The 20936-nt window shown below is 71.1% G+C and carries 20 protein-coding genes; 10 read left to right on the top strand and 10 right to left on the bottom strand.

The window, feature by feature from the left end:
• Positions 1-58 precede the first annotated feature (58 nt).
• On the top strand, positions 59-586 hold the full coding sequence (locus tag AB0I49_RS09740) for a very short patch repair endonuclease (protein WP_363226298.1): 528 nt from the start codon (positions 59-61) through the stop codon (positions 584-586).
• Between the two features lie 43 nt (positions 587-629).
• On the opposite strand, the gene AB0I49_RS09735 is transcribed toward AB0I49_RS09740, so the two are convergent.
• From AB0I49_RS09735 to AB0I49_RS09715, 5 genes are all read right to left on the bottom strand, one after another.
• Positions 630-1571 carry a DUF3883 domain-containing protein gene (locus AB0I49_RS09735; RefSeq protein WP_363226297.1) on the bottom strand — a complete coding sequence of 314 codons (942 nt, stop codon included), beginning with the start codon at positions 1569-1571 and terminating at the stop codon, positions 630-632.
• On the bottom strand, positions 1568-3451 hold the full coding sequence (locus tag AB0I49_RS09730; RefSeq protein ID WP_363226296.1) for a DEAD/DEAH box helicase: 1884 nt from the start codon (positions 3449-3451) through the stop codon (positions 1568-1570). The genes AB0I49_RS09735 and AB0I49_RS09730 overlap by 4 nt, the downstream gene beginning before the upstream one ends.
• Positions 3448-4761 (bottom strand): hypothetical protein, encoded by a 1314-nt coding sequence (locus AB0I49_RS09725; protein ID WP_363226295.1) that lies wholly within the window; start codon positions 4759-4761, stop codon positions 3448-3450. Before AB0I49_RS09725 ends, AB0I49_RS09730 begins: the two co-directional genes overlap by 4 nt.
• A gap of 3 nt (positions 4762-4764) precedes the next feature.
• On the bottom strand, positions 4765-5607 hold the full coding sequence (locus AB0I49_RS09720) for a hypothetical protein (protein WP_363226294.1): 843 nt from the start codon (positions 5605-5607) through the stop codon (positions 4765-4767).
• Positions 5608-6005: 398 nt separating this feature from the next.
• On the bottom strand, positions 6006-8840 hold the full coding sequence (locus AB0I49_RS09715) for an FAD-binding and (Fe-S)-binding domain-containing protein (RefSeq protein ID WP_363226293.1): 2835 nt from the start codon (positions 8838-8840) through the stop codon (positions 6006-6008).
• A 188-nt stretch (positions 8841-9028) separates the two neighbouring features.
• Here AB0I49_RS09715 and serC point away from each other — a divergent pair, with 188 nt between their 5' ends.
• From serC to AB0I49_RS09685, 6 genes are all read left to right on the top strand, one after another.
• Entirely contained in the window at positions 9029-10147 is a 1119-nt protein-coding gene (gene serC, locus AB0I49_RS09710) for a phosphoserine transaminase (RefSeq protein ID WP_363226292.1), read from the top strand.
• A 210-nt stretch (positions 10148-10357) separates the two neighbouring features.
• Positions 10358-10759 (top strand): PPOX class F420-dependent oxidoreductase, encoded by a 402-nt coding sequence (locus AB0I49_RS09705; protein ID WP_363226291.1) that lies wholly within the window; start codon positions 10358-10360, stop codon positions 10757-10759.
• Between the two features lie 184 nt (positions 10760-10943).
• Entirely contained in the window at positions 10944-11648 is a 705-nt protein-coding gene (locus tag AB0I49_RS09700; RefSeq protein ID WP_363226290.1) for a GDSL-type esterase/lipase family protein, read from the top strand.
• A gap of 64 nt (positions 11649-11712) precedes the next feature.
• Positions 11713-13290: an alpha/beta hydrolase gene (locus tag AB0I49_RS09695; RefSeq protein ID WP_363226289.1), complete on the top strand. Its 1578-nt coding sequence runs from the start codon at positions 11713-11715 to the stop codon at positions 13288-13290.
• A gap of 51 nt (positions 13291-13341) precedes the next feature.
• Positions 13342-14064, top strand: a complete 723-nt coding sequence (locus AB0I49_RS09690) for a SigE family RNA polymerase sigma factor (RefSeq protein WP_363226288.1) — start codon at positions 13342-13344, stop codon at positions 14062-14064.
• A complete protein-coding gene (locus tag AB0I49_RS09685) occupies positions 14061-14618 on the top strand; it encodes a hypothetical protein (RefSeq protein WP_363226287.1) in 558 nt (185 codons plus the stop codon). The genes AB0I49_RS09690 and AB0I49_RS09685 overlap by 4 nt, the downstream gene beginning before the upstream one ends.
• A gap of 15 nt (positions 14619-14633) precedes the next feature.
• Here AB0I49_RS09685 and AB0I49_RS09680 read toward each other — a convergent pair whose 3' ends face one another.
• Both AB0I49_RS09680 and AB0I49_RS09675 read right to left on the bottom strand, forming a co-directional pair.
• Positions 14634-15374 carry a DUF4157 domain-containing protein gene (locus AB0I49_RS09680; RefSeq protein ID WP_363226286.1) on the bottom strand — a complete coding sequence of 247 codons (741 nt, stop codon included), beginning with the start codon at positions 15372-15374 and terminating at the stop codon, positions 14634-14636.
• 347 nt (positions 15375-15721) lie between these two features.
• Entirely contained in the window at positions 15722-15991 is a 270-nt protein-coding gene (locus tag AB0I49_RS09675) for a hypothetical protein (protein WP_363226285.1), read from the bottom strand.
• Positions 15992-16315: 324 nt separating this feature from the next.
• Between AB0I49_RS09675 and AB0I49_RS09670 the strand changes: the two genes are divergently transcribed.
• Positions 16316-17314 carry an aldo/keto reductase gene (locus AB0I49_RS09670; protein ID WP_363226284.1) on the top strand — a complete coding sequence of 333 codons (999 nt, stop codon included), beginning with the start codon at positions 16316-16318 and terminating at the stop codon, positions 17312-17314.
• A 236-nt stretch (positions 17315-17550) separates the two neighbouring features.
• Here AB0I49_RS09670 and thpR read toward each other — a convergent pair whose 3' ends face one another.
• The gene (thpR, locus tag AB0I49_RS09665; RefSeq protein ID WP_363226283.1) at positions 17551-18114 is read right to left on the bottom strand and encodes an RNA 2',3'-cyclic phosphodiesterase; all 564 of its coding nucleotides are present in this window, start codon (positions 18112-18114) and stop codon (positions 17551-17553) included.
• A gap of 19 nt (positions 18115-18133) precedes the next feature.
• Here thpR and AB0I49_RS09660 point away from each other — a divergent pair, with 19 nt between their 5' ends.
• A complete protein-coding gene (locus tag AB0I49_RS09660; RefSeq protein WP_363226281.1) occupies positions 18134-18634 on the top strand; it encodes a GNAT family N-acetyltransferase in 501 nt (166 codons plus the stop codon).
• 90 nt (positions 18635-18724) lie between these two features.
• Here AB0I49_RS09660 and AB0I49_RS09655 read toward each other — a convergent pair whose 3' ends face one another.
• Together AB0I49_RS09655 and AB0I49_RS09650 are read right to left on the bottom strand one after the other, a co-directional pair.
• A complete protein-coding gene (locus AB0I49_RS09655) occupies positions 18725-20089 on the bottom strand; it encodes an MFS transporter (RefSeq protein WP_363226280.1) in 1365 nt (454 codons plus the stop codon).
• Between the two features lie 31 nt (positions 20090-20120).
• Positions 20121-20591, bottom strand: coding sequence for a MarR family transcriptional regulator (locus AB0I49_RS09650; RefSeq protein WP_363226279.1), 471 nt, complete (start codon positions 20589-20591; stop codon positions 20121-20123).
• A 143-nt stretch (positions 20592-20734) separates the two neighbouring features.
• Between AB0I49_RS09650 and AB0I49_RS09645 the strand changes: the two genes are divergently transcribed.
• Positions 20735-20923, top strand: coding sequence for a ribbon-helix-helix protein, CopG family (locus AB0I49_RS09645; protein WP_078644053.1), 189 nt, complete (start codon positions 20735-20737; stop codon positions 20921-20923).
• Positions 20924-20936: the final 13 nt, after the last annotated feature.

The following is a 20936-nucleotide window of genomic DNA, read 5'->3' as shown; positions in this document are numbered from 1 at the left end:
CGACAGCGGAGGGATACGTCCGGAGACAGAGGCCTCGGACCACGTCTACGGTGTGCCCATGGCTGAGAACGCCGGATCCGCCGATGACGCGAGCCGGGAGAACATGGTTGGGAAGCAAGGAAACGAGAAGCCGCCCGCGGCATCGTGGGCCTCTTCGGAAGGGTCGAGAGCCAGCATGCGCGCCAACCGGAGCCGGGACACCGGTCCGGAGCTGGCGCTGAGGCGCGCCGTGCACAGCCGTGGCATGCGATACCGCGTCGCCCATCGCCCGATCAAGGAATTGCGCCGCACGGCCGATCTTGTATTCACTCGCGCAAAGGTCGCTGTGTTCCTTGATGGATGCTTCTGGCATGGCTGTCCGGTGCATCACACCGTCGCCGTCCGCAACGGTGACTACTGGGCGGCAAAGGTCGAACGCAACCGGACGCGTGACGCAGACACCGACCAGAGGCTCGAGGAGGCGGGCTGGGCGGTCGTACGCATCTGGGAGCACGAGGATCCTGTCCAGGCCGCGGCCCGCGTGGAGGCGGCCGTGACCGAAGCTCGACGCGCGGCCCCGGACAGTGCGCCGAAACCGGGCGCCTGACACGAGTGAGCTTCGCCCTCGCGCCCGAACGAAGCAGATCGTCTCAGCGAGCGCGTTCCGTGCTCTCGGCCGCCGGGCCGCGAAAGCCCGGCGCGCTGAAGTCCTCCCCCGGCGCCATCCCTGTGGGGAGCCACGTCTGCTCGGGCGCCGTCAGCAGAGCGCTCTGCTCCCAAGTGAACTGCGGCGTGTCGCGAGGAACGATGTCGCGAACGGCGCCGGGCGCGAGTTCGAGCACCTCGGCGACATGTGTGCGATCGAGAACGTCGGCCACGAATGCGGAGCCCTCGAAGACCACTTGCACCAGCCGCCAGCTCCGGGGGTGACGAAGCCCCGTCTCGAACTCGTTCCGGGTGAGATGGAAGCTCCCTCTCGTGGCCGGGCCGGCGCCCTTCACCTCGATGCGGTCGATGTGCGGCCCCCGCACTTCGACGTCATAACCGTACGCATCCGAGATACGCGAAACCTGGACCGCGTGGCGATCTTCTCGACGCAGAGCCGACAGGACGACCGCCTCGGCCGCCTCGCCCAGACGCTGCCGCACCATCTCCTGTCTCGCCTGCATCAGATGAGTCCCCGTGCTCAGGAGGATGGCGTCCAGATCCGGCTCCAACCACCGCAACGCCTTAAGGTCGGCGTCCGGAATGTAATCCCGCACCACCCGGCCGGAACCGGCGGCGAGGGGGATCCATTGCGGTGGAGCGGCGGACAGCAGAACACGTGCCGCGTCTCTCAGCCCACCGCCGTCGCCGAGCGCGGCGAGACGGCTCAGACGTCGCCCGAGCCGTATCCCGCCCCGCGCGTCGACGAGGCCGGCAGCGATGAGGGAGCGCGCGGTCGCGCGCAGATCCAGTGCATGTGCCAGGTAGGAACCCTGCGCCCGGGCGGCCCGTACCCAGTGCTCCACGTCCGCCCGGGGCGCCAGGGCGGCGGTACGGACGAGCAGCAGGGAGCCGAAGGCCATGCCATGGCTGGGCAGCAGCGTCATCGGCGGCGCATCACCGAATCGATCAGCGCCGTCGCATCGTCGCCCAGTACGGGCGAGACCGCTTCGTTCACGTCGGGCTCGGGCAGGGCGGCCGCGACGAGACCGTGATCGTTCATGAGCCTGGACAGCACGATGATCTTTTCGCGGAGCCGACCCTCCACCGTCTCGTCGATGCTGTCCCGGCTGAGCAACAGCGTAAAGCGTGTGACCACGTCTCCGTCCAGGCCTAGACGGTGAATGCGGTCCTGACTCTGGAGGTAGTGGCCCGCGTTGAAAGTACGGTCCAGATATACGGCGTGATGGCACCAGTGGTGCAGGCTGACGCCCTCGCCGCAGGCTGCCGGGTTCGCCAGGAGGACCGTGCAGTCGACGTCGTTGCGGAACCGGTCGAACTCGGCATCGCGGGTGAGCGCGCCAGAAGACGCCCCGTCCTGCGGAGGAACCCCGCCGTGGACGATCGCAGGCCGATACTCCTTGAGGAGGTCTCCGAGAAGTTTCAGGTTCCTGACGAACGTCGACCAGATCAGCACCTTCTCGTTGCGAGCCGCGGCCTCCCGCACGATCTGCTGGATCCTGCGGTACTTCCACGGCACCTCGTACTCGGCGTACTGCTGCAGGAGGTGGCCGAGCGGTTCATCGCCGCGCAGTTCGAGCGGCGGGTGGGCGAATTCGGCCTGGTCGTACTCGTCGGATCCGGTGATCAGCAATGAGGGGTTCGTGGCGGCTTCGAGCAGATACATCATGATCCGGCCGATACGGCTGAAGCGCCGCCGGTCGTTCGTCCCGAGCGCGAACTCTCCCCGGTACCTGCCCTCCAGCGCCTCGTATACGGCCTTCTGGATCTGCCCCATGGGCTCGGCGACGACCTCGAACTCGGTGGGCGGCAATTCCAAGCGCGATTTGGGCGTCCTGACGAAGCAACGACCGATCGCCTGGCTGGTCTGTGCCACTACCAGAGGATCGCGCCCGTCGCGTTCCGAGTACGCGCCACGGGGCAGGATCTTGTGGTCCTGCCCCGGGTACAGAAAACGAAGGGGAGCCACCAGGTCGTACGCTCCCTGGGGCGCAGGAGTACCCGTCAGGACGTCACGACGCCGGGCGGCGTAGGCGAGATCGAGCACGGCGCGGCCGTGCACTCCCTGCTCGCCCTTCTTGATCCGGTGCGCCTCGTCGAGCACCACCTGTGTGGGCCGCCGGCCGATGTACTCGCGGATGCGGTCGTAGTCGGCGGCCACACGGTTGTAGTTGGTCAGCAGGATTTCCAGATCGTCTCGGATGAGCGTCCGCGCCCCTGCGTGAACAGCCAGTGTCGGCGCGGGGCTCAGACAGGCGGCGGCATCCTCTTTCCAAGCCTGGAACGCCGCGATCGGAGCGATCACCAACAACTGCTCGACCTGCCCGCGCGCCCGTCCGAGTGCGAAACCTGCCAACGCCACCGTCGTCTTGCCGGCGCCTGGCACCGAGAAGTCGGCTCCATGGGGCAGGCGCAGCAGCCTGGCGAGGTTCTCCAGCTGGAACGGTCTGAGCGACCGGCGAAAACCGGCGGCTGTGAGCTCGCCCGTCAGATCGCCGTCCTCGACGCCCGGCGTGCCCTGCAGCACGTCCTGCAGCCTGTGACGGTCCTCGGTCAGCGTACGGAGCTGCAGCGTGAGCGCCTCCCCGAAGCGGAAGGGCTGCCGGAAGCGCTTGCGCACGACGGCTACAGTCTCCAGCTCGGCGAGGAAGACGTCGACGCGCGTCTCGATCACATCGTGGGCGCCGCCGACGATGCCTCGCGAGAGAACCTCTTGCAGCTGCGCCCACGCCCCGGCGCTCGCCTCCGCCTCTCTGCGCAGGACTACGACCGGCCGCTCCCGCCGCTCCAGCTCCGCGGAGATCACCACATCTCCCGGATCTCCGCGAGGGTCTTCTCGAGTCGACGGATCTGGTCCTGGAAGGCTTCCTCGTCCCAGCCCTCCTGGGCCCGGGCTTTCGGCAGCAGGCCAGGAATGCGCCCCAGTTCGGCGGCTGCCTTCTCCGCCCTCTTGAAGGGGGCTTGTTCGGCGTCCTGCTCGCGGCTCCGCTCGTCGGCCTCGTGCGCCGCAGAGGCCACGGCGTTCGACAGGCTGCCGATCACATGCTCCATGGCGACCCTGCCGCCGTCCGGCAGATCGATGCTGGCCTCGCGGCGCTGGGTCGCGACGAAGCTGAGGAGATTCTCCAGCGGCGATTCCGACGCCTCGTCTTCAAGAAAGTCGCTCAACGCATCGGCCGTCTCAGCGAGGCTTCGCGTACCGCGTGCCACCTCGAGGACCCCTTCGAGCGCCGGTTCGCTCGTCAGCTCCTTGTCCACGAGCGCCGCCGCGTCGTCGCATCGCAAATGCCGCAACTGACGGTAATTGACCCCCGAGAGAACGCCCGCGAAGTAGACGTTCTTTATTCCTTCGGCTTCCAAGGCATTCTTGTTTCGAATGTGCTTGGCCAGTTCCTCGAAGGCGGACTCGTTGTCGGCGAAGTCGACGTGAAGCCTCGTCCCCTGCGACTGATCCACCAGCTGATGCACCAGGAGCAGCTTCTCATGCTGGACCCGTACGTCGCTGACCTGGCGGTGCATCTGGCCGGCGACGCGGTCCCAGCTCCTTTCCGACAGCTCGTACAGCTCCTCGATCATCAGGGCCTCGTTGATCCACGAGTAGTCCTCCCTGAAGTCGTTGGCCACCTGGAGCTCCGCCTCGAGGAAAAGGATTTCCTCGGCCGTGGCATCCGGCGGCAGCACATGACACCGCACGTATGCGCATGAGCGGTGGCCCTCACGCAGGTTCGAGCGAAGTGCAGCGGTGCGTCGATTGCCGTTGATCAGCACACCCTCCGCCGTGACGATTGCAGGCTCTCGCTGACCGCTGTCCAGCAAGTTTCGCTTGAGGTCATCGAAATTCTGCTGGCCGGACAGAATGGCGAACTGCGCTTCCTGAGCCTCGTCGCCCAGGGGGTCCGCCGTGAACAGATCGTCCCGACCCCTCTTCTTCATCTCCCGCAACTGCTCCGCTTTGGTGCGGTGGTTCAGGGTGGAGAAGCGAACCCACTCGGTCTCCAGCTCGACGAGGGGAAGGATCTTGTCCGTCCGCGGCCACGCCTGGACCGGGCTGCTTCCGATCTTCGTGCGCGCGGCGAGGAATCTGCTGCGGTCGGGGTCGACAATCTGAATGCTCATGCATCAGTTCCTGTACGTAGTGACTTGTCCGGGGCCGAAACGCGAGGTGATCACAGTGCGCGTGTTGCGTCCGCTCCGCTGGAACCCCACATGGCCGATGAACGATGAAACCTGACTCGTAGAGATCCCGAACGCACTGAGCAGGAGCTCCGGAAAGTAGCGCCGAGTGTTGCCGTTCCAATTCCACTCCGTCGTGCCGTCGTCGCGATCCGGCATGATGTACACGCACGGCGGTGGGACGACGATTCCGCCCAAATCCACGGAGTGCTCCATCTTCGGGCAACGGCGCTGTACGCCCCCGCACAGCTCGTTGTGGAAAATTACGCCGTCGACTGTGTCGGGGGGATCTCCGAAGAAGCGCTTACGGAGGCGGTTCACCCCCTTGGACACGTTCTCGCCGGGGTGGTACTTCATGCTGTCGCACAGCCACCACAGGTACGTCTCGCGAGCCCATTCAGGCGCGGACCAGTTGACGCTGCTGTGCGCGCCGTCAGGGCAGCCCTTCTGAATGATCGCGACATCACCGAAACCGTCGATCGTCAAGCGGTATACGGTGTCGTCGCCGTACTTCGGCACTTCGAGGCGACTGACGATCCCCTTGTCCACAAGCCCTTGGAGGAGCGCCGAAAGGAAAGCCTTGCGCTTCGAGACGTCGGCGCTCTTGCTGCCCCGGACCCGCTCGATGGCAGCAGGCAGCGCGGCGACGAACTCATCGCTCGACAACCCGCGTTCCGCCAGTACGTCGGTCTGACTGCCGAGCCGCTGAATCAACTGAGCCGCCGCGTCGATGACGTGCTCCGGAGGAGTCCCCTCATGCCGACAAGGCGCCGCGCTCTGGGCATCCATGCCCGATCCTCCCTCTGTACCCCAGCTTGCCGTTCCGGTCGGGACGAAGACCGCTGTCCTGGAGACCGATGCGGGGCACGACGGCGAGTCGGTTCCACGGGCAGCCATCCCGAGGTCAAGGAGAGCGCGGCAAGCCGCCTGGCGAGAACACGAACATCGTATGGAACACAAGTCGCTGCCACGCCATGGCGCTCGATGCCCCCCCGAGCACGTGTGAATCATACGCGGCAGCACTGCGTCGTCATCTAGGCCCGCGCGCAGCGCTCACTGGTTGTGGACTCCGCATCTCATCGATGGTCCATTCCCCGGGACAGAAACGGCCGCCGGTCGATAGATGCACGCCCGACCCGGCGACGCGACGCGGGCACTCCGTTTCACGGCAGCGGGCGCGGCTCTGACTACCCCGCCCCACCCCCCACCCCCTCCCCCAGAACCTCCGCCAAATGCCGCCCCCGCACGCCCCCCAGTTGCCCCAGTTGCGTCCGGCACGAGAATCCGTCCGCCAATACTTCCGCCCCCTCCGGCGCGTCCCTTACCGACGGCAGCAGTTGCTCCTCCGCGCAAGCGGCAGAAACAGCAAAGTGTCCGCGTTCGAAGCCGAAGTTGCCGGCGAGGCCGCAGCAGCCGCCGCTCAGTTCGCCGGTAAGGCCGGCTCGTTCGCGCAATCGGCGATCCGCCGAGTCGCCCAGTACCGCGTGCTGGTGGCAGTGGGTCTGGCCGACGACGGGGCGGTTGACGCGGGGTGGGGTCCAGTCGGGGGCGTATTCCTCCAGGGCCTCGGCGAAGGTGCGTACCGAAGACGCCAGGCGGGCGGCGGCGCGGGAGTCTTCCGGGCCCAGGAGTTCGGGGAGGTCCGTTCGGAGAGAGGCCGTGCAGCTCGGTTCGAGGCCGATGACCGGGGTGCCCGCGGCCAGTGCGGGGGCCAGGGTGTGCAGGGTGCGGCGCATGATGCTCCGCGCTCCGTCGAGTTGGCCGGTGGTCACCCAGGTGAGGCCGCAGCAGACGGGGCGCGGCGGAACGATGACGCGCAGGCCCGCCGCCTCCAGGACCTTGACGGCCGAGCGGCCCACCGACGGCGTCAGGTAGTTGGTGAAAGTGTCCGGGAACAGGAGCACCGTCCGGCCTACACCGGACGTCTGGTCTCCGCGCCGCCGCCACCAGCGCGTGAACGGCTCCCTCGCCAGGCTCGGAATCGTACGTTCCGGAGCGATGCCGGCCACTCTCTTGGCCAGGGCCGCCAGCGGGCGGACCCCCGACGCCGCGTTGGCCGCCGCCGGCAGTCGCAGCGCGGCCGTCCCCCGCAGCCACAGCGGCAGCCGTCCCATCGCGTAGTGCGCGGCCGGGCGGGGCCGCCCCGCGTAGTGGTGGTGCAGGAACTCCGCCTTGTACGTGGCCATGTCCACGCCCACCGGGCAGTCGCTGCGGCACCCCTTGCAGGACAGGCACAGATCGAGGGCGTCCCGTACCTCCTCCGACCGCCACCCGTCGGTGACGACCTCCCCCGCCAGCATCTCGTGCAGCAGCCTCGCCCGGCCCCGCGTCGAGTGCCGCTCCTCCCCCGTCGCGCGGAACGACGGGCACATCACGCCCGAACCGCTGGACGTGTCACGGCACTTGGCCACGCCGACGCACCTGCGGACCGCCGCCCCGAAGTCCGCGCCGTCCTGCGGATAGCCGAACTCCACGTCCACCGGCCGCCTCGGCAGCACCTCGAAGCGCAGGTTCTCGTCCAGGCGCGCCGGGCGGGCCAGGACCTGCGGGTTCATGCCGCCGTCCGGGTCCCACAGGTCCTTGAACCGTTCGAAGAGGCGGACCATCTCGGGCCCGTACATCCTGGGCAGCAGTTCGGCCCGCGCCATGCCGTCGCCGTGCTCGCCGGAGAGCGAGCCGCCGTGCGCGACGACCAGCCCGCCCAGCGCCTCCGAGAAGTCCCGGAACCGCCGCACGCCGTCCGCGCTCAGCAGGTCGAAGTCGATACGGACGTGGATGCAGCCGTCGCCGAAGTGCCCGTACGGGGTGCCGCGCAGCCCGTGTTCGCCGAGCAGCGCGCGGAAGTCGCGGAGGTACGCGCCGAGCCGCGCGGGCGGCACCGCGCAGTCCTCCCAGCCGGGCCACGCCTCGCTCCCGTCGGGCATCCGCGTCGCCGTGCCGCTGGCGTCCTCGCGCACGCGCCACAGGGCGCGCTGCGCGGCGGGGTCGGTGACGACGAGGCGGTCGACGGTGCCGTCGGCGGCCCGTACGAGCGTGTCGGCGTGCGCCCGCGCCGCCTCCGGCGAGTCCCCGCCGACCTCCACGAACAGCCACGCCCCGCCGCCCGGCAGCCCCGCCGCGTCCCGTACGAGGTCCGTGGCCATGCCCTCGACGGTCAGCGGCCCGTACGGCAGCAGCCCGGCCGCCGCCTCCGCCGCCGCGCTCTCGTCGGGGTAGCCGAGGACCGCGAGGGCCCGCGCCCGCGGCGCCTCGACCAGCCGGACGGTCGCCTCCGTCAGTACGCCGAGGGTGCCCTCGGAGCCCGTGAAGGCGCGCGCGACGTCGGCGCGCTTCTCCGGCAGCAGTTCGTCGAGCGCGTAGCCGGAGATGCGGCGCGGCAGTTCGGGGAAGCCGGTGCGCAGCCGGGCCAGGTCGCCGTCGACCAGGTCCCGCAGCCCGTCGCGGAGGCGCGGCGGGAGCGTGCCGAGGCCCTGGCCGAGCCGCAGCCGCTCGCCGCCGTAGGTGCGTACGTCCAGTTCGTGGACGTTGTCGGCGGTGGTGCCCCAGGCCACCGAGTGGGAGCCGCAGGAGTTGTTGCCGATCATGCCGCCGAGCGTGCAGCGGCTGTGCGTGGAGGGGTCCGGGCCGAACGTCAGCCCGTGCGCGCCCGCCGCCGCCCGCAGGTCGTCCAGGACCACGCCGGGCTGCACGACGGCGGTACGCGTCCCCGGATCGAGCGAAACGATCTCGCGCATGTGCCGGGTGAAGTCGAGGACGACGCCGACGCCGGTCGCCTGCCCGGCGATGGAGGTGCCGCCGCCGCGCGGCACGACGGGCACGCCGTGGGCCCGGCACACGGCCAGCGCCGCGGCCACGTCGTCGGCGTCGCGCGGCGCGACGACGCCCACCGGCACCCGCCGGTAGTTCGAGGCGTCCATGGTCACGAGGGCGCGGCTCGCCGCGTCGAAGGAGACGTCGCTGCGCACCGCGGCGCGCAGCTCCCGCTGAAGGGCAGCGGCTTCCTGTCCGTGTCGCGCATCCATGGCATCCCTCGAACCCGCAGAAGTCATGGTCCTCAGCCTTCCCAATGATCCGCGTCCTCACTACGAGCACGGCTCCCACCGGACGAATCCGTCTCGGAGCCGTCTCGGGAGGACAAATCCGTCTCGGAGCCGTCTCGGGAGATGGACCGCCCGCCCGCCCCCGCCCCCGGACGGATTACGCTTCGCCCGTGGCCGAGATCCAGATTCCCGCTGACATCAAGCCCGCCGACGGTCGTTTCGGCGCTGGCCCGTCCAAGGTACGTACGGAGGCGCTCAGCGCCCTTGCTGCCACCGGAACCTCACTGATGGGCACGTCGCACCGCCAGGCCCCGGTCAAGAACCTGGTCGGCAAGGTGCGTGACGGCGTGCGCGACCTCTTCTCCCTGCCCGAGGGGTACGAGGTCGTCCTGGGCAACGGCGGCTCCACCGCCTTCTGGGACATCGCGACCCACGGGCTGATCGAGAACAAGTCGCAGCACCTCACGTTCGGCGAGTTCTCGTCGAAGTTCGCGAAGGCCGCGAAGCTCGCCCCCTGGCTGGCCGAGCCGACCGTGATCAGCTCGGAGCCCGGCACCCATCCGGAGCCGGCCGCCGAGGCGGGCGTGGACGTGTACGCCCTCACCCACAACGAGACGTCGACCGGCGTCGCCGCGCCCATCAAGCGGGTCGCGGGCGCCGACGCGGGCTCCCTCGTCCTGGTGGACGCGACGTCCGGCGCGGGCGGCCTGCCCGTGGACATCGCCGAGACGGACGTGTACTACTTCGCGCCGCAGAAGTCCTTCGCCGCGGACGGCGGCCTGTGGCTGGCGGCGTTCTCGCCCGCCGCCCTGGAGCGCGCGGCGCGCGTGCACGCGTCCGGCCGGCACGTACCGGAGTTCTTCTCGCTGCCGACGGCGATCGACAACTCCCTCAAGAACCAGACGTACAACACCCCGGCGCTCGCCACCCTCTTCCTCCTCGCCGACCAGCTGGACTGGCTGAACGGCCAGGGCGGCCTCGACTGGGCCGTGAAGCGGACGGCCGACTCCTCGTCGCGGCTGTACGGCTGGGCGGAGCAGTCGGAGCACGCGACGCCGTTCGTCACCGACCCGGCCAAGCGCTCGCAGGTCATCGGCACCATCGACTTCGCCGAGTCCGTGGACGCGGCGGCCGTCGCCAAGGCGCTGCGCGCCAACGGCATCGTGGACACCGAGCCGTACCGCAAGCTGGGCCGCAACCAGCTGCGGGTCGCGATGTTCCCGGCGATCGACCCGGCGGACGTCGAGGCGCTGACGGCGTGCGTCGACTACGTGATCGGCAAACTGTGAGCGCACAGCGGTAACGCATACGCCTACGGGCATGGGTGACGGGTACGGGCCTCCGGCGGCGCGCCGGGGGCCCGTACGCGCGTCAAGGGCCGCCGGTTCCGTACGGACCGGGCCGCCGATTCCGTACGGGCCGGGTCCCCGGTCCCGTACAGGCGAACGGTTCCGTACCGGCGGATGGTTGGACCGCCCGTGAGTGCGCAGACATACGCCATGACACCTCCCGTGAGTCCCGGCTTGGCCTCCTTCGTCAAGCAGCGCACGGTCCTGCTCACCACCTACAAGCGCGACGGAACGCCCGTCGGCACCCCCGTCAACATCGCCGTGGACGGCGAGCGCGCCTACGTCCGTACGTTCGGTACGGCGTGGAAGGCCAAGCGGATGCGCAACAACCCCGAGGTCACCATCGCCCCGTCCACGGCCCGCGGCAGGCCGACCGGCCCGGCGGTCACGGCGCGGGCACGCCTCCTCGACGAGGGCGGCGAGGAGAACGAGCACGCCGCGAAGGCGATCGCCCGCAAATACCGGTTCCTGCACGGCGTGTGCGTTCCACTGCTTCACAAGATCAAGCGGGAGCGGACGATCCACTACGAGCTGCGGCTGCCTGCCGAGTGAGCCGCCGGCCGGTACGCACCCAGTGCGCGCGCCGCCGCGAGGTGGGCAAGGTCACGTACCGGCTCGGCGAGCGGGTCCGGGATACTTCGAGGCGCGGGCGCCGGCCCGGCCCGGGGGCCTGCGGCGCGCCCAGCGTGCTCCAAGCCCCGCCCCGCCCCACACCCCGACCAGGAAAAACACCACCGTGCGCATCATGTTCGTCGGCGACTCGCAGACCATCGGCGCCGCCGGCGACATCACGTGGCGGTACCGGATGTGGCAGCACCTGGAGGCCGCGTACGACGGGCCGTACGAGATCGTCGGGCCGCGCACCGGCCTGTACGACGCGGCGGCCGACGCCCCCGTCTCCCAGGAGTACGCGGATCCCGCCTTCCCCCGCTCCGCGCGGGCGCACCTCGCGGGGTGGGGCGAGGGCTGGCTGCACATGGCGCCGGTCGTCGGCGACGCGGTACGGGCCGCCCGCGCCGACACGCTGCTGGTGGCGCTCGGCCTGATCGACCTCGGCTTCTACACGGACGCCGACCAGACGGCGGCCAACGTCCGCCGCTTCCTCGCGGAGGCCCGCGCGGCCGATCCTCGGCTGCGCGCCGTGCTCCTGCCCGTCATCCCCAACACGCGCGCCCAGACGGACCCGCCGTTCGCCGCCGAATGCGAGCGGTTCAACGAACTCCTGGCCAAGACCGTCGCCGACCTCTCCACCCCCGCCTCCCCCCTGCTCCTGGCCTCCCCGCCACCGGGCTACGACCTCACCCGCGACACCTACGACGGCACCCACCCCAACGCCCACGGCGAGCACCTCATCGCGGGGGCCTTCGCCGACGCGCTGCACCAGGCATGGGCCGTGGGCGGGCCGTACCGCCGCCGACCCGAAAAGGTGGCACCAGCATGATCGACCGCGGCCATGGCCGCACCGAAGATGGGTGGCGTATCCGCAACCCTCTTCAGGAGTAACCATGTTCAGGTTAAGCATGCGGCGACGGGCCCTGCCCGCCGCCTCGGCCGTGGCCCTGGCCGCCATCGCCGCCGTCCTTCCGGCACCGGCAGCCCGAGCGAGCGGCACCGGCCCTGCCCCCGTACCGGCCCGCTACGCGCACCAGCGGCTGAACTGGCACCCCTGCGGCGACGAATGGCCGGCGCTGGAGTGCGCGACCATGGCGGCCCCGCGCGACTGGCACCGCCCCGGCACCGGCCCGGACATCAGCGTGGAAGTGTCCCGGCACCTGGCGACCGGCCCGGCGGCGGAGCGACGCGGGGTGCTGATGACGGCCGCCGGCGGACCCGGTGGCACGGGGCTGGGCAGACCGGCCGGCATCGTGAAGGACGCGCCGAGGGTGGCCGCCGCGTACGACGTGGTGAGCTTCGACCAGCGCGGCGCCGGTCGGAGCACCCCGGCGCACTGCCAGACCCCCGCCGAGTTCGAGGACTTCTACGCGCACGACCTCCGCGACCGCTCGCCCGCCGCGATCCAGGGCGTCCTGGACCGGTCGCGCGCGATGGCCGAGAACTGTCAGCGGCGCACGGGCGGCCTGCTGCCGTATCTGACCACCGAGCAGACGGTGCGGGACATGGACCTGTACCGCTCGCTGCTCGGGGCGGAGAAGATCTCGTACTACGGGGGCTCCTACGCCACGAAGGTCGGCGCGTACTACGCGACGGTGTTCCCGCAGCGCGTGCGCCGCGCCGTGCTGGACAGCAACATCGACTTCACCGCCGGGATGGACCAGTGGGTGGCGGGCCAGCCGCGCAGCTTCCAGCGCCGGTTCGAACAGGACTTCCTGCCGTGGCTCGCGAAGTACGACTCGGTGTACCACTACGGGCGTACGGCCGCCGAGGTGCGGGCGAACTGGGAGGCGCGCCGCCGGGCACTGCACGACCGGCCGCTGACCGTGGGGGCGTCGGTCATCGGGCCGAACCAGCTGGACAACGGCACGATCCAGGCGGCCTACAAGGCCTCCGGCTTCCCTACCCTGGCACGGGCGCTGGCCGCGCTGGAGCACTGGGACACCGCGACCGCGGACGAACGCGCGCTCGTGCCGTACGTCTTCGACTCGTACCAGAGCAAGGAGTTCGCCGCCGAGTTCTTCTCGGTGACCTGCAACGACAACGAGTGGAGCCACGACATCGGCCGCTGGGTGGAGCGCTCCGCCCGGGACGCCCGTGAGTACCCGCTCGTCGGCCCCCGCGAACTGGCCTACGCCGCCACCTGCGCGTACTGGCCCAAGACCACGGCCCCGCAGGTGAACGTCACCGGCGAGGGGCTGCCGCCGACCCTCATGCTCAACTCGCTGCGCGACCCCGCCACGTACTACGAGGGCGCGCTCGCCGCGCACCGCGGGCTGCGCGGCTCGCGCCTGGTGACGGTGGAGGGCGGCGACCACGGCCAGTACATGAACGGCAACCCGTGCGTGGACTCCCTCGTCGAGAAGTACCTGTTCGACGGCGATCTCCCGGCCCATGACACGACGTGCCCGGCACCCCCGCTCCCCGGCCCGTCGGAAATCTCTCCCCGGTCGGCCGCAACCCGGGCCTGACTCACACGTCTGGTGGGGTGAAGGCGCCTTCGACCGAGGTGAACGAGGTCTATGCACCCCATATCCGTATCGCCGGCGCCGCTGCTCCTGCCGGGGGCGGCGGCGCCGGCGGGTCATGCCCCGTGCGGCGGCGGGCTCCTGCGGTGGTTGCGGCTGCTGCTGCGCCGTACGCGCGTAGCCGGGGCGCGGCCCGCCGCCCCCCAGCCCGCCGCCGACACGCCCCTCTACGGGCGTCGTCATCTGCGCGCGGTGCGCCCCGGCGAGGACCCGCCGGGGTCGCCGCACCGGCCCACTCTGGCCGACCTGTACCACGCGCGGCGGCTGGAGATGGTGCGGCTGGCGGTCTTCCTGGTGGACGACCGGCATACGGCGGAGGATGTGGTGCAGGACGCGTTCACGGCGGTGTGCCGTCGGCACGGGTCGTCGCTGGACGATCTTCAGGACGCGTCGGCGTATCTGCACACGGCGGTGGTCAACGCCGCCCGTTCGGTGCTGCGCCGCCGGCGTACGGCGCGGGCGTACACGCCGCCGCACGAGGGGTACGGGCCGCCGGTCGACGAGCGGCTGCTGCTCGCCGAGGAGCACGGCGAAGTACTCGACGCCCTGACCAAGCTGACGGAGCGTCAGCGTGAGGTGCTCGTGCTGCGCTACTGGTCCGAGCTGTCCGAGGCGCAGATCGCGGAGACCCTCGGGCTCTCCCGCGGCACCGTGAAGTCCACCGCGAGCCGCGCGCTGGACGCGTTGGAGAAGAGACTGCTGGAGGCGGACCGTTGAGCCCACGCCACCCCGGCGCGGCGGCCGACCGCCACGCCGAGCACGCCGAGACCGAAGCGCGGCTGCGCGCGGCCCTCGAAGCCCGCGCCGCCCTGGTCACCCCGCACGACCTGGCGCCCGCGCCCCCGCCGGTCGGCCGCGCCTGGGGTACGCGCCGGGTGCGGCGGACCGTACTCGCCGCCGTCGGCGCGGTCGCGGCGTCCGTGTCCCTGTACCTGCTGCTGCCCGGCAGCCCGCTGCGACCCCACCAGGCCCCGCCCGCGTACGGACCGGCCGCCTCGCCCACTCCCCCGCCGTCGCCGTCGCCGTCGCCGAGTGAAGACGCCCGGCCGAGCGTCCCCACGACCCCCGCGCCCAGCCGCTCCCCGGGCTTCGACCCGAGATCCGACCCGAGCCTCGACCCGGGAACCGACCCGCGAGCCGATCCGGGCTCCGGCCCGGTCCCGGACCCGAACGGCTCCGCCCGCTACCGCCGCGAGCTCGACAGCCGCCGCAACTCACACTCCGGGCCGGGGGCGAGTACGGATACGGGTACCGACCCGCGGAGCGGGTGATCTTTTCTTACCGCACTAGCCCAGCATCCGCGCCACGGCCCTGTTCCCCGCCGCCCCCTGCAATGAGCGCATCCGCGTCACCGCGCTCTCGTCCACCGAACGCTGCACCGACGGCGCCGTTTCCGCGCCCGCGGCGAACGCGGCGCCGTCCGCCTCCGCCGTCCGCTCGGAACCCTGCTGGGGATCGGTCACGCTCACACCGGAGCCGTTGTCGTTCCCCGTCTCCTGGATTCCGCGCAAGTTCTTGTCCACGTGCCCGAGTTCATGGCCCATGACCTCCTTGTTCCCGGCGGCCCCGCGCCCCAGGAATACGTGGGACCCCACCGTCATGGCCTGTGCGCCCATGGCCTCGGTCGCGCGCTGCGCGACCTCGTTGTCGTGGATACGGGCAGGGGAGAAGTCGTTCTGGTAGAAGGAATCCGCCTCCGCGCGCAGCGACCCGCCCAGAGGCCGGCTCGGGGAGGACATGGCCGATTTCAGGAGGTCGCCCGGCGCGGCGGCCTCGCCGCCCTCGGCCGTGCCGTGTCCGCAGCCGGCGCCGTGGACGTGCTGTTCCTGCTCGGTGGCGCGGGCGACGGGCATGGCGGGGCCCGAAGCCGCCAGTCGCTGGATCGAGGTGACCTCGGCCGCGGTCAGCGGGGGGAGGGCGGACGCGCTCTGGTCGCGGGGGCGCCGTGCCGCGCTCCGGGTACCCGCGTCGGTCTGTTCCGACTGCGACCGCATATGGTTCGCCTCCATGTGTATGGGTGAGGTCATACCTCATCCCATCCATTCACTCACGGCCCGGCGGCACCAGGGCCTGCCGGGCAGCGGCTCGGGCAGAGAGCGGTGCCCCGCAGGACCCTCGCGGGAAGCACGGCGCGTACACCCCGCCGGGCGCCTTCGGCGCAGTCTGCCGAACGCCGTCCTCGCCGGTCGCCTTCGGCGCAGTCCGCCGAACGCCGTTCCCACAGCGCGCCTGCGCCGAGGACCGGCGGATGCGGCGGATGCGGCGGATGCGGCGGATGCGGCAAGGCTCCCGTGCCGTCGTCGAGGCGTCCGGCTCATCGCCTCAACCGGTCGGCACGGAAGCCCCGTCGGTCGTCCGCCCCTACGGGGCAGGCTCAGCGCATCCACTCCGAGTAGAAGTTGGGGAGGTTCGGCTGGGGGTCGCTGACGCAGGTGGCCTCGTGGTACTGGGGGCTCAGCGGCAGGTCCTGCTGCATCTGGTCGTAGCAGGCCTGCCAGGAGTCGTACGACTCGCCGCCGACCGGCTGCCAGCCGTCACCGGGCGGGGGGCCGGCCGCGAAAGCGGACGAGGCGGTCAGCGGAACGGTGATCACCGCGGCGCCGACGGCGAGGCCGAGAGCGACACGAGTGCGCCATGACGTCATGAGTTCCTCCATCGGTTGTCTTCGGGGCTTCCCGCGCGCGGCGCTCCCAGGTACCGGGGCGGCGCCGCGGCCGAAAGCCGCCTGTTCCGTGTGCTGTTCACGGAGTTGGATGCGCGCACCGGGCCGGAAGTTCACCGAGCGGCGGGTGTTTCGGAGGCTCGCGCTCCGCAGTGCGCGGCGACGAGGCCGGCGGTGGGCGGCAGGGCAGTCAGGAGTGCCCGGCCGTGCCTTGACCTCGCGGGCGGCGGAACGGCGAGGACGCCGCGTCCGTCGCGGCCCCGCTGTCTTGATTCGAGTGTGCTCGAAGGCGTTGGCTAGGGCCCCATGGAGTACACGCAGCTCGGACGCACCGGACTCAAAGTCAGCCGCCTCGTTCTCGGGACGATGAACTTCGGCCCCCAGACGGACGAGGCCGAGAGCCACACCATCATGGACGCCGCTCTCGGCGCGGGCGTCAACTTCTTCGACACGGCCAACGCCTACGGCTGGGGCGCCAACAAGGGCCGTACGGAGGAGATCGTCGGCAGCTGGTTCGCGAAGGGCGGCGACCGGCGCGACAAGACCGTCCTCGCCACCAAGGTCTACGCGAACATGTCGCTCGACGACGGCCCCGCCTACCCCAACCACGACAAGCTCTCCGCCGTCAATATCCGCCGCTCGGTCGAGGCCAGCCTCAAGCGGCTCGGCACGGACTACATCGACCTCTACCAGTTCCACCACGTCGACCGGGACACCCCGTGGGACGAGATCTGGCAGGCCATCGACGTCCTCGTGCAGCAGGGCAAGATCCTCTACGCGGGGTCCAGCAACCACGCGGGCTGGCACATCGCGCAGGCCAACGAGACGGCCCGCCGCCGGGGCTCGTACGGGCTGGTCAGCGAGCAGTGCCTGTACAACCTCGCCGAGCGCCGCGCCGAGATGGAGGTCATCCCGGCCTCGCAGGCGTACGGGCTCGGCGTCATCCCCTGGTCCCCGCTGCACGGCGGGCTGCTCGGCGGCGCGATCCGCAAGGAGCGCGAGGGCGGCGCCGGCCGCACGTCCTCCGGGCGGGCGTCCGACGCCCTCCAGGACAAGGCCGTGCGCGAGCAGATCCAGGCGTACGAGGACCTGCTGGCCAAGCATGGTCTGGAGCCCGGCGAGACGGCGCTGGCCTGGCTGCTGACCCGGCCCGGCGTGACCGGTCCGATCGTCGGCCCGCGCACCACGGACCAGCTCGCGTCCGCGCTGCGCGCCGTGGATCTGGAGCTGTCGCCGGAGCTGCTGTCCGCGTTGGACGAGATCTTCCCGGGCCCCGGCCCGTCCCCGGAGGCGTTCGCCTGGTGACCGGCGGGGCGGGCCCGCACCCCGGGCCCGCCCGTACCGCCTGGTCAGCGCGTCACTTGACCGCCGCCATCACGACAACGACGACGAGCAGCACGGCGAGCACACCGGTCATGATCCGGTTGCGGGTCTTGGGGTCCACACCCCAGAGGTTAACCGGAGCCCAGGGCAACCGGACCCGGCGGGCCCGCCGCCCCAGCCCTGTGAACGTCCAGCCCCCGCCCCGGCCCGCCCCCGTCTCAGCGCCCCAGCCGCCACACCGCCAGCGCCTCGTACCGCGGGCGCTCCCCCTTGATGCCGGAGGCGGGGAGGTGGCTGCGTACGAGCGTGAGTTCGCGCGCCGTCCACGGCGCGCCCTCGAAGCAGGCCAGCTCCCTGACGTACGGGCCCAGATCGGCGTCCGCGCGGTTGCGGGCGAGGGTCAGGTGGGCGCGGAAGGCGCGGGCGTCGGCCGGAAGGGCCGCGGCCCGCCGGCAGCCGGCCGCCACCGACTCGGCCAGCCGCCCCAGCGCCGCCGTCTCGCCCGCGGCCCCCGCCCACAGCGCCCGGTCCCCGAACCGCCCGCCGCGCGAGAGCCGCAGCTCCGGCGGCCGGTGCCGCGCCGCCGCCCGGCCGAGCCGCTCCCGCAGCTCCGGCAGGACCGTCTCATCGGTCTCGCCGAGAAAGGCCAGCGTGAAGTGCCAGCCCGCGGCCTCGGTCCAGTGCAGCCGGTCGGCCCCCGGCAGGGCCTTCAGCCTGCGGACCTCACCGGCCAGTTCCGCGACGATCTCGTCGGGAGGAATCACGGCGACAAACAGCCTCATGCGGCTTAGTGTGACGCAGATGGAGATCAGGAAGGGCGGGGCGGGCGACATCCCCGCGATACTCGGGATGATGGACAGCGCCGTGGAATGGCTGGTCACCGAGGGGCGCGAGGGCCAGTGGGGCACGGAGCCGTACTCGTCCCGGCCCGCGGCCACGGAGAAGATCGAGGACACCGTGGGGTCCGGCCCCACGTGGATCGCCGAGGTCGACGGCGAGGCGGCCGGCGCGATGACGCTCGCTCCGCGGCCGTCCCCCTACATCGACCCGGCCGACGAGCCCGAGGTCTTCGTCCGCCTCCTCGTCATCGACAGCCGCTTCCGGGGCCGCGGTGTGGGCAGCGCGCTGCTCGCGCACGCGGTGGAGGAGACCCGCCGGCAGTCGGTCGGCCTGCTGCGCGTCGACTGCTACGCGGGCGGCGAGGGGCGCCTCGTCGACTACTACCGCCGCAACGGCTTCACGCCGACGGAGACCTTCGCCGTCGAGGGCTGGCCGGGGCAGCTGCTCGCGCGGCGCGTATGACGCGGCGGGCGCGCCGGAGCCCGTGACGCCGATGGCCGGGGCCCCTCGTGGAGAGGGACCCCGGCCATCGGCAGGTGGGGGGGGAGGACGTCAGGCGACCGCCGCCAGCTCCTCCTGCCGCGCCGACCGCTCGCGCGGTACGAACGCCACGTGCCGGTGCCCGCGCCGCAGGTCTATCCGCAGCCGCAGGCCGCCCACCCGGGCGAGCGCGAGGCCGACGCCGACCGCCGCGAGCAGGGAGATCAGGCCGCCGGTGAAGAAGCCGATCCGGGCCCCGTACTGGTCGGTGATCCAGCCGACCAGCGGTGCGCCCACCGGGGTGCCGCCCATGAAGACCATCATGAACAGGCTCATGACGCGCCCGCGCATCGCGGGGTCGGTGGCCAGCTGCACGCTGGAGTTGGCGGTCACGTTGACCGTGAGGCCGACCATCCCGATGATCACCAGCAGTACGGCGAAGACCCCGAAGGAGGGCGACAGCGCCGCCGTCATCTCCAGCAGGCTGAAGACCACCGCCGCGCCGACCAGCAGCCGCAGCCGCGAGGTGCCGCGCCGGGCCGCGAGCAGCGCGCCGGCCAGCGAGCCGGCCGCCATGAGGATGTTGAACAGGGCGTACGTGCCGGCGTCGGAGTGGTAGACGTCGTTGGCGAACGCGCTGAGCCAGACCGGGAAGTTGAAGCCGAAGGTCCCCACGAAGCCGACGAGGACGATCGGCCAGATCAGCTCAGGCCGCCCGGCGACATACCGCAGGCCCTCCTTCAACTGGCCCTTGCCGCGCGGCACCTGCTCGACCTTGTGCAGCTCGCTCGTGCGCATCATCAGCAGGCCGGCGAGCGGCGCCACGAACGAGACGCCGTTGAGCAGGAACGCCCAGCCGCTGCCGACGGCGGTGATCAGCGCGCCCGCGACGGCGGGGCCGATCAGCCGGGCGGACTGGAAGTTGGCGGAGTTGAGGCTGACCGCGTTGCGCAGATCGTCCTGGCCGACCATCTCGACCACGAACGCCTGGCGCGCGGGGTTGTCGATGACGGTGACGAGACCGAGGACGAACGCGGTCACGTACACATGCCAGACCTGGACCTGGCCGGTGAGCGTCAGGGCGGCCAGGGCGAGGCCGGTGAGGCCCATCGCGGACTGGGTGATGAAGAGGAGCTTGCGCTTCGGGTAGCGGTCGGCGAGGACGCCGCCGTACAGCCCGAAGAGCAGCATGGGCAGGAACTGCAGCGCCGTGGTGATGCCGACGGCCGTGGAGGAGCCGGTCAGGCTGAGTACGAGCCAGTCCTGGGCGACGCGCTGCATCCAGGTGCCCGTGTTGGACACCACCTGTCCGGTGGCGAAGAGCCGGTAGTTACGCACCTTCAGGGAGCTGAAGGTCCCGCCCCGTGGCTTGGGCTCGGCGGGTATGTCGTCGGTGTTCGGTGCGGGTGCGGAGTCTGCTCCGGGTCCCGTACTCAAAATGGGGTCGCCTCCTAGGCGCATGGTCGTCTTACAGGTGCGCGAGCTTCTCCAGCACGGGCGCGGCGGCGCGCAGCGTCGCCCACTCGTCCTCGTCCAGCTCCTTGACCAGCTCGGCGAGCCAGGCGTTGCGCTTGCGCCGGCTCTCTCCGAGCATGGCCTCGGCCTGCTCGGTCTGGGTGACCACCTTCTGTCGGCGGTCCTCCGGGTGCGGCTCCAGTCTGACCAGCCCCTTGGCCTCCAGGAGCGCCACGATGCGCGTCATCGACGGCGGCTGTACGTGCTCCTTGCGGGCCAGCTCGCCCGGTGTGGCCGAGCCGCAGCGGGCGAGCGTGCCGAGCACGGACATCTCGGTGGGGCTCAGCGATTCGTCGACTCGCTGGTGCTTGAGTCGGCGGGACAGGCGCATGACGCCGGAGCGCAGGGCGCTCACGGCTTCGGCGTCGTCCGGGGAGGCTGAGGTCTCCTCCGCCACGGGCAGAGGGCTGGACAGTTCCGGCATGGTCGTTAGCATAACTCATTACTCCGTCTAAGGAAACCGGAGGAGGCGGTGGTCCGCGCCCGTCACGGCGGCGTCACCCGTACGGGTGAGCGCACTCGGGAAAACGGCCCGCCGGACCGGCCGCCCCCTGGACCCTGGCACGCATGGGATCAAGGGTGCTCAGCCTGCGGATGGACGGCGACCTGCTGGACCGGGTCCGGCAGCACGCCGAGAAAAGAGGAATGAGCGTCCAGGACTACGTGGTCCGGACGCTCATTCGGGACGACTTCGACGAGCGGTTCCAGCGCTCCGTCGACGCGACGGAGGCGTTCTACTCCGCCCCGCCGCCCTGACCATCCGCCGCCG

Source organism: Streptomyces sp. NPDC050617 (assembly GCF_040654795.1).
In the GTDB taxonomy this organism is placed as follows: Bacteria; Actinomycetota; Actinomycetes; order Streptomycetales; family Streptomycetaceae; genus Streptomyces.
Note: the sequence above shows the minus strand (reverse complement) of the source record. Positions and strands in the feature narration are given on the sequence as shown.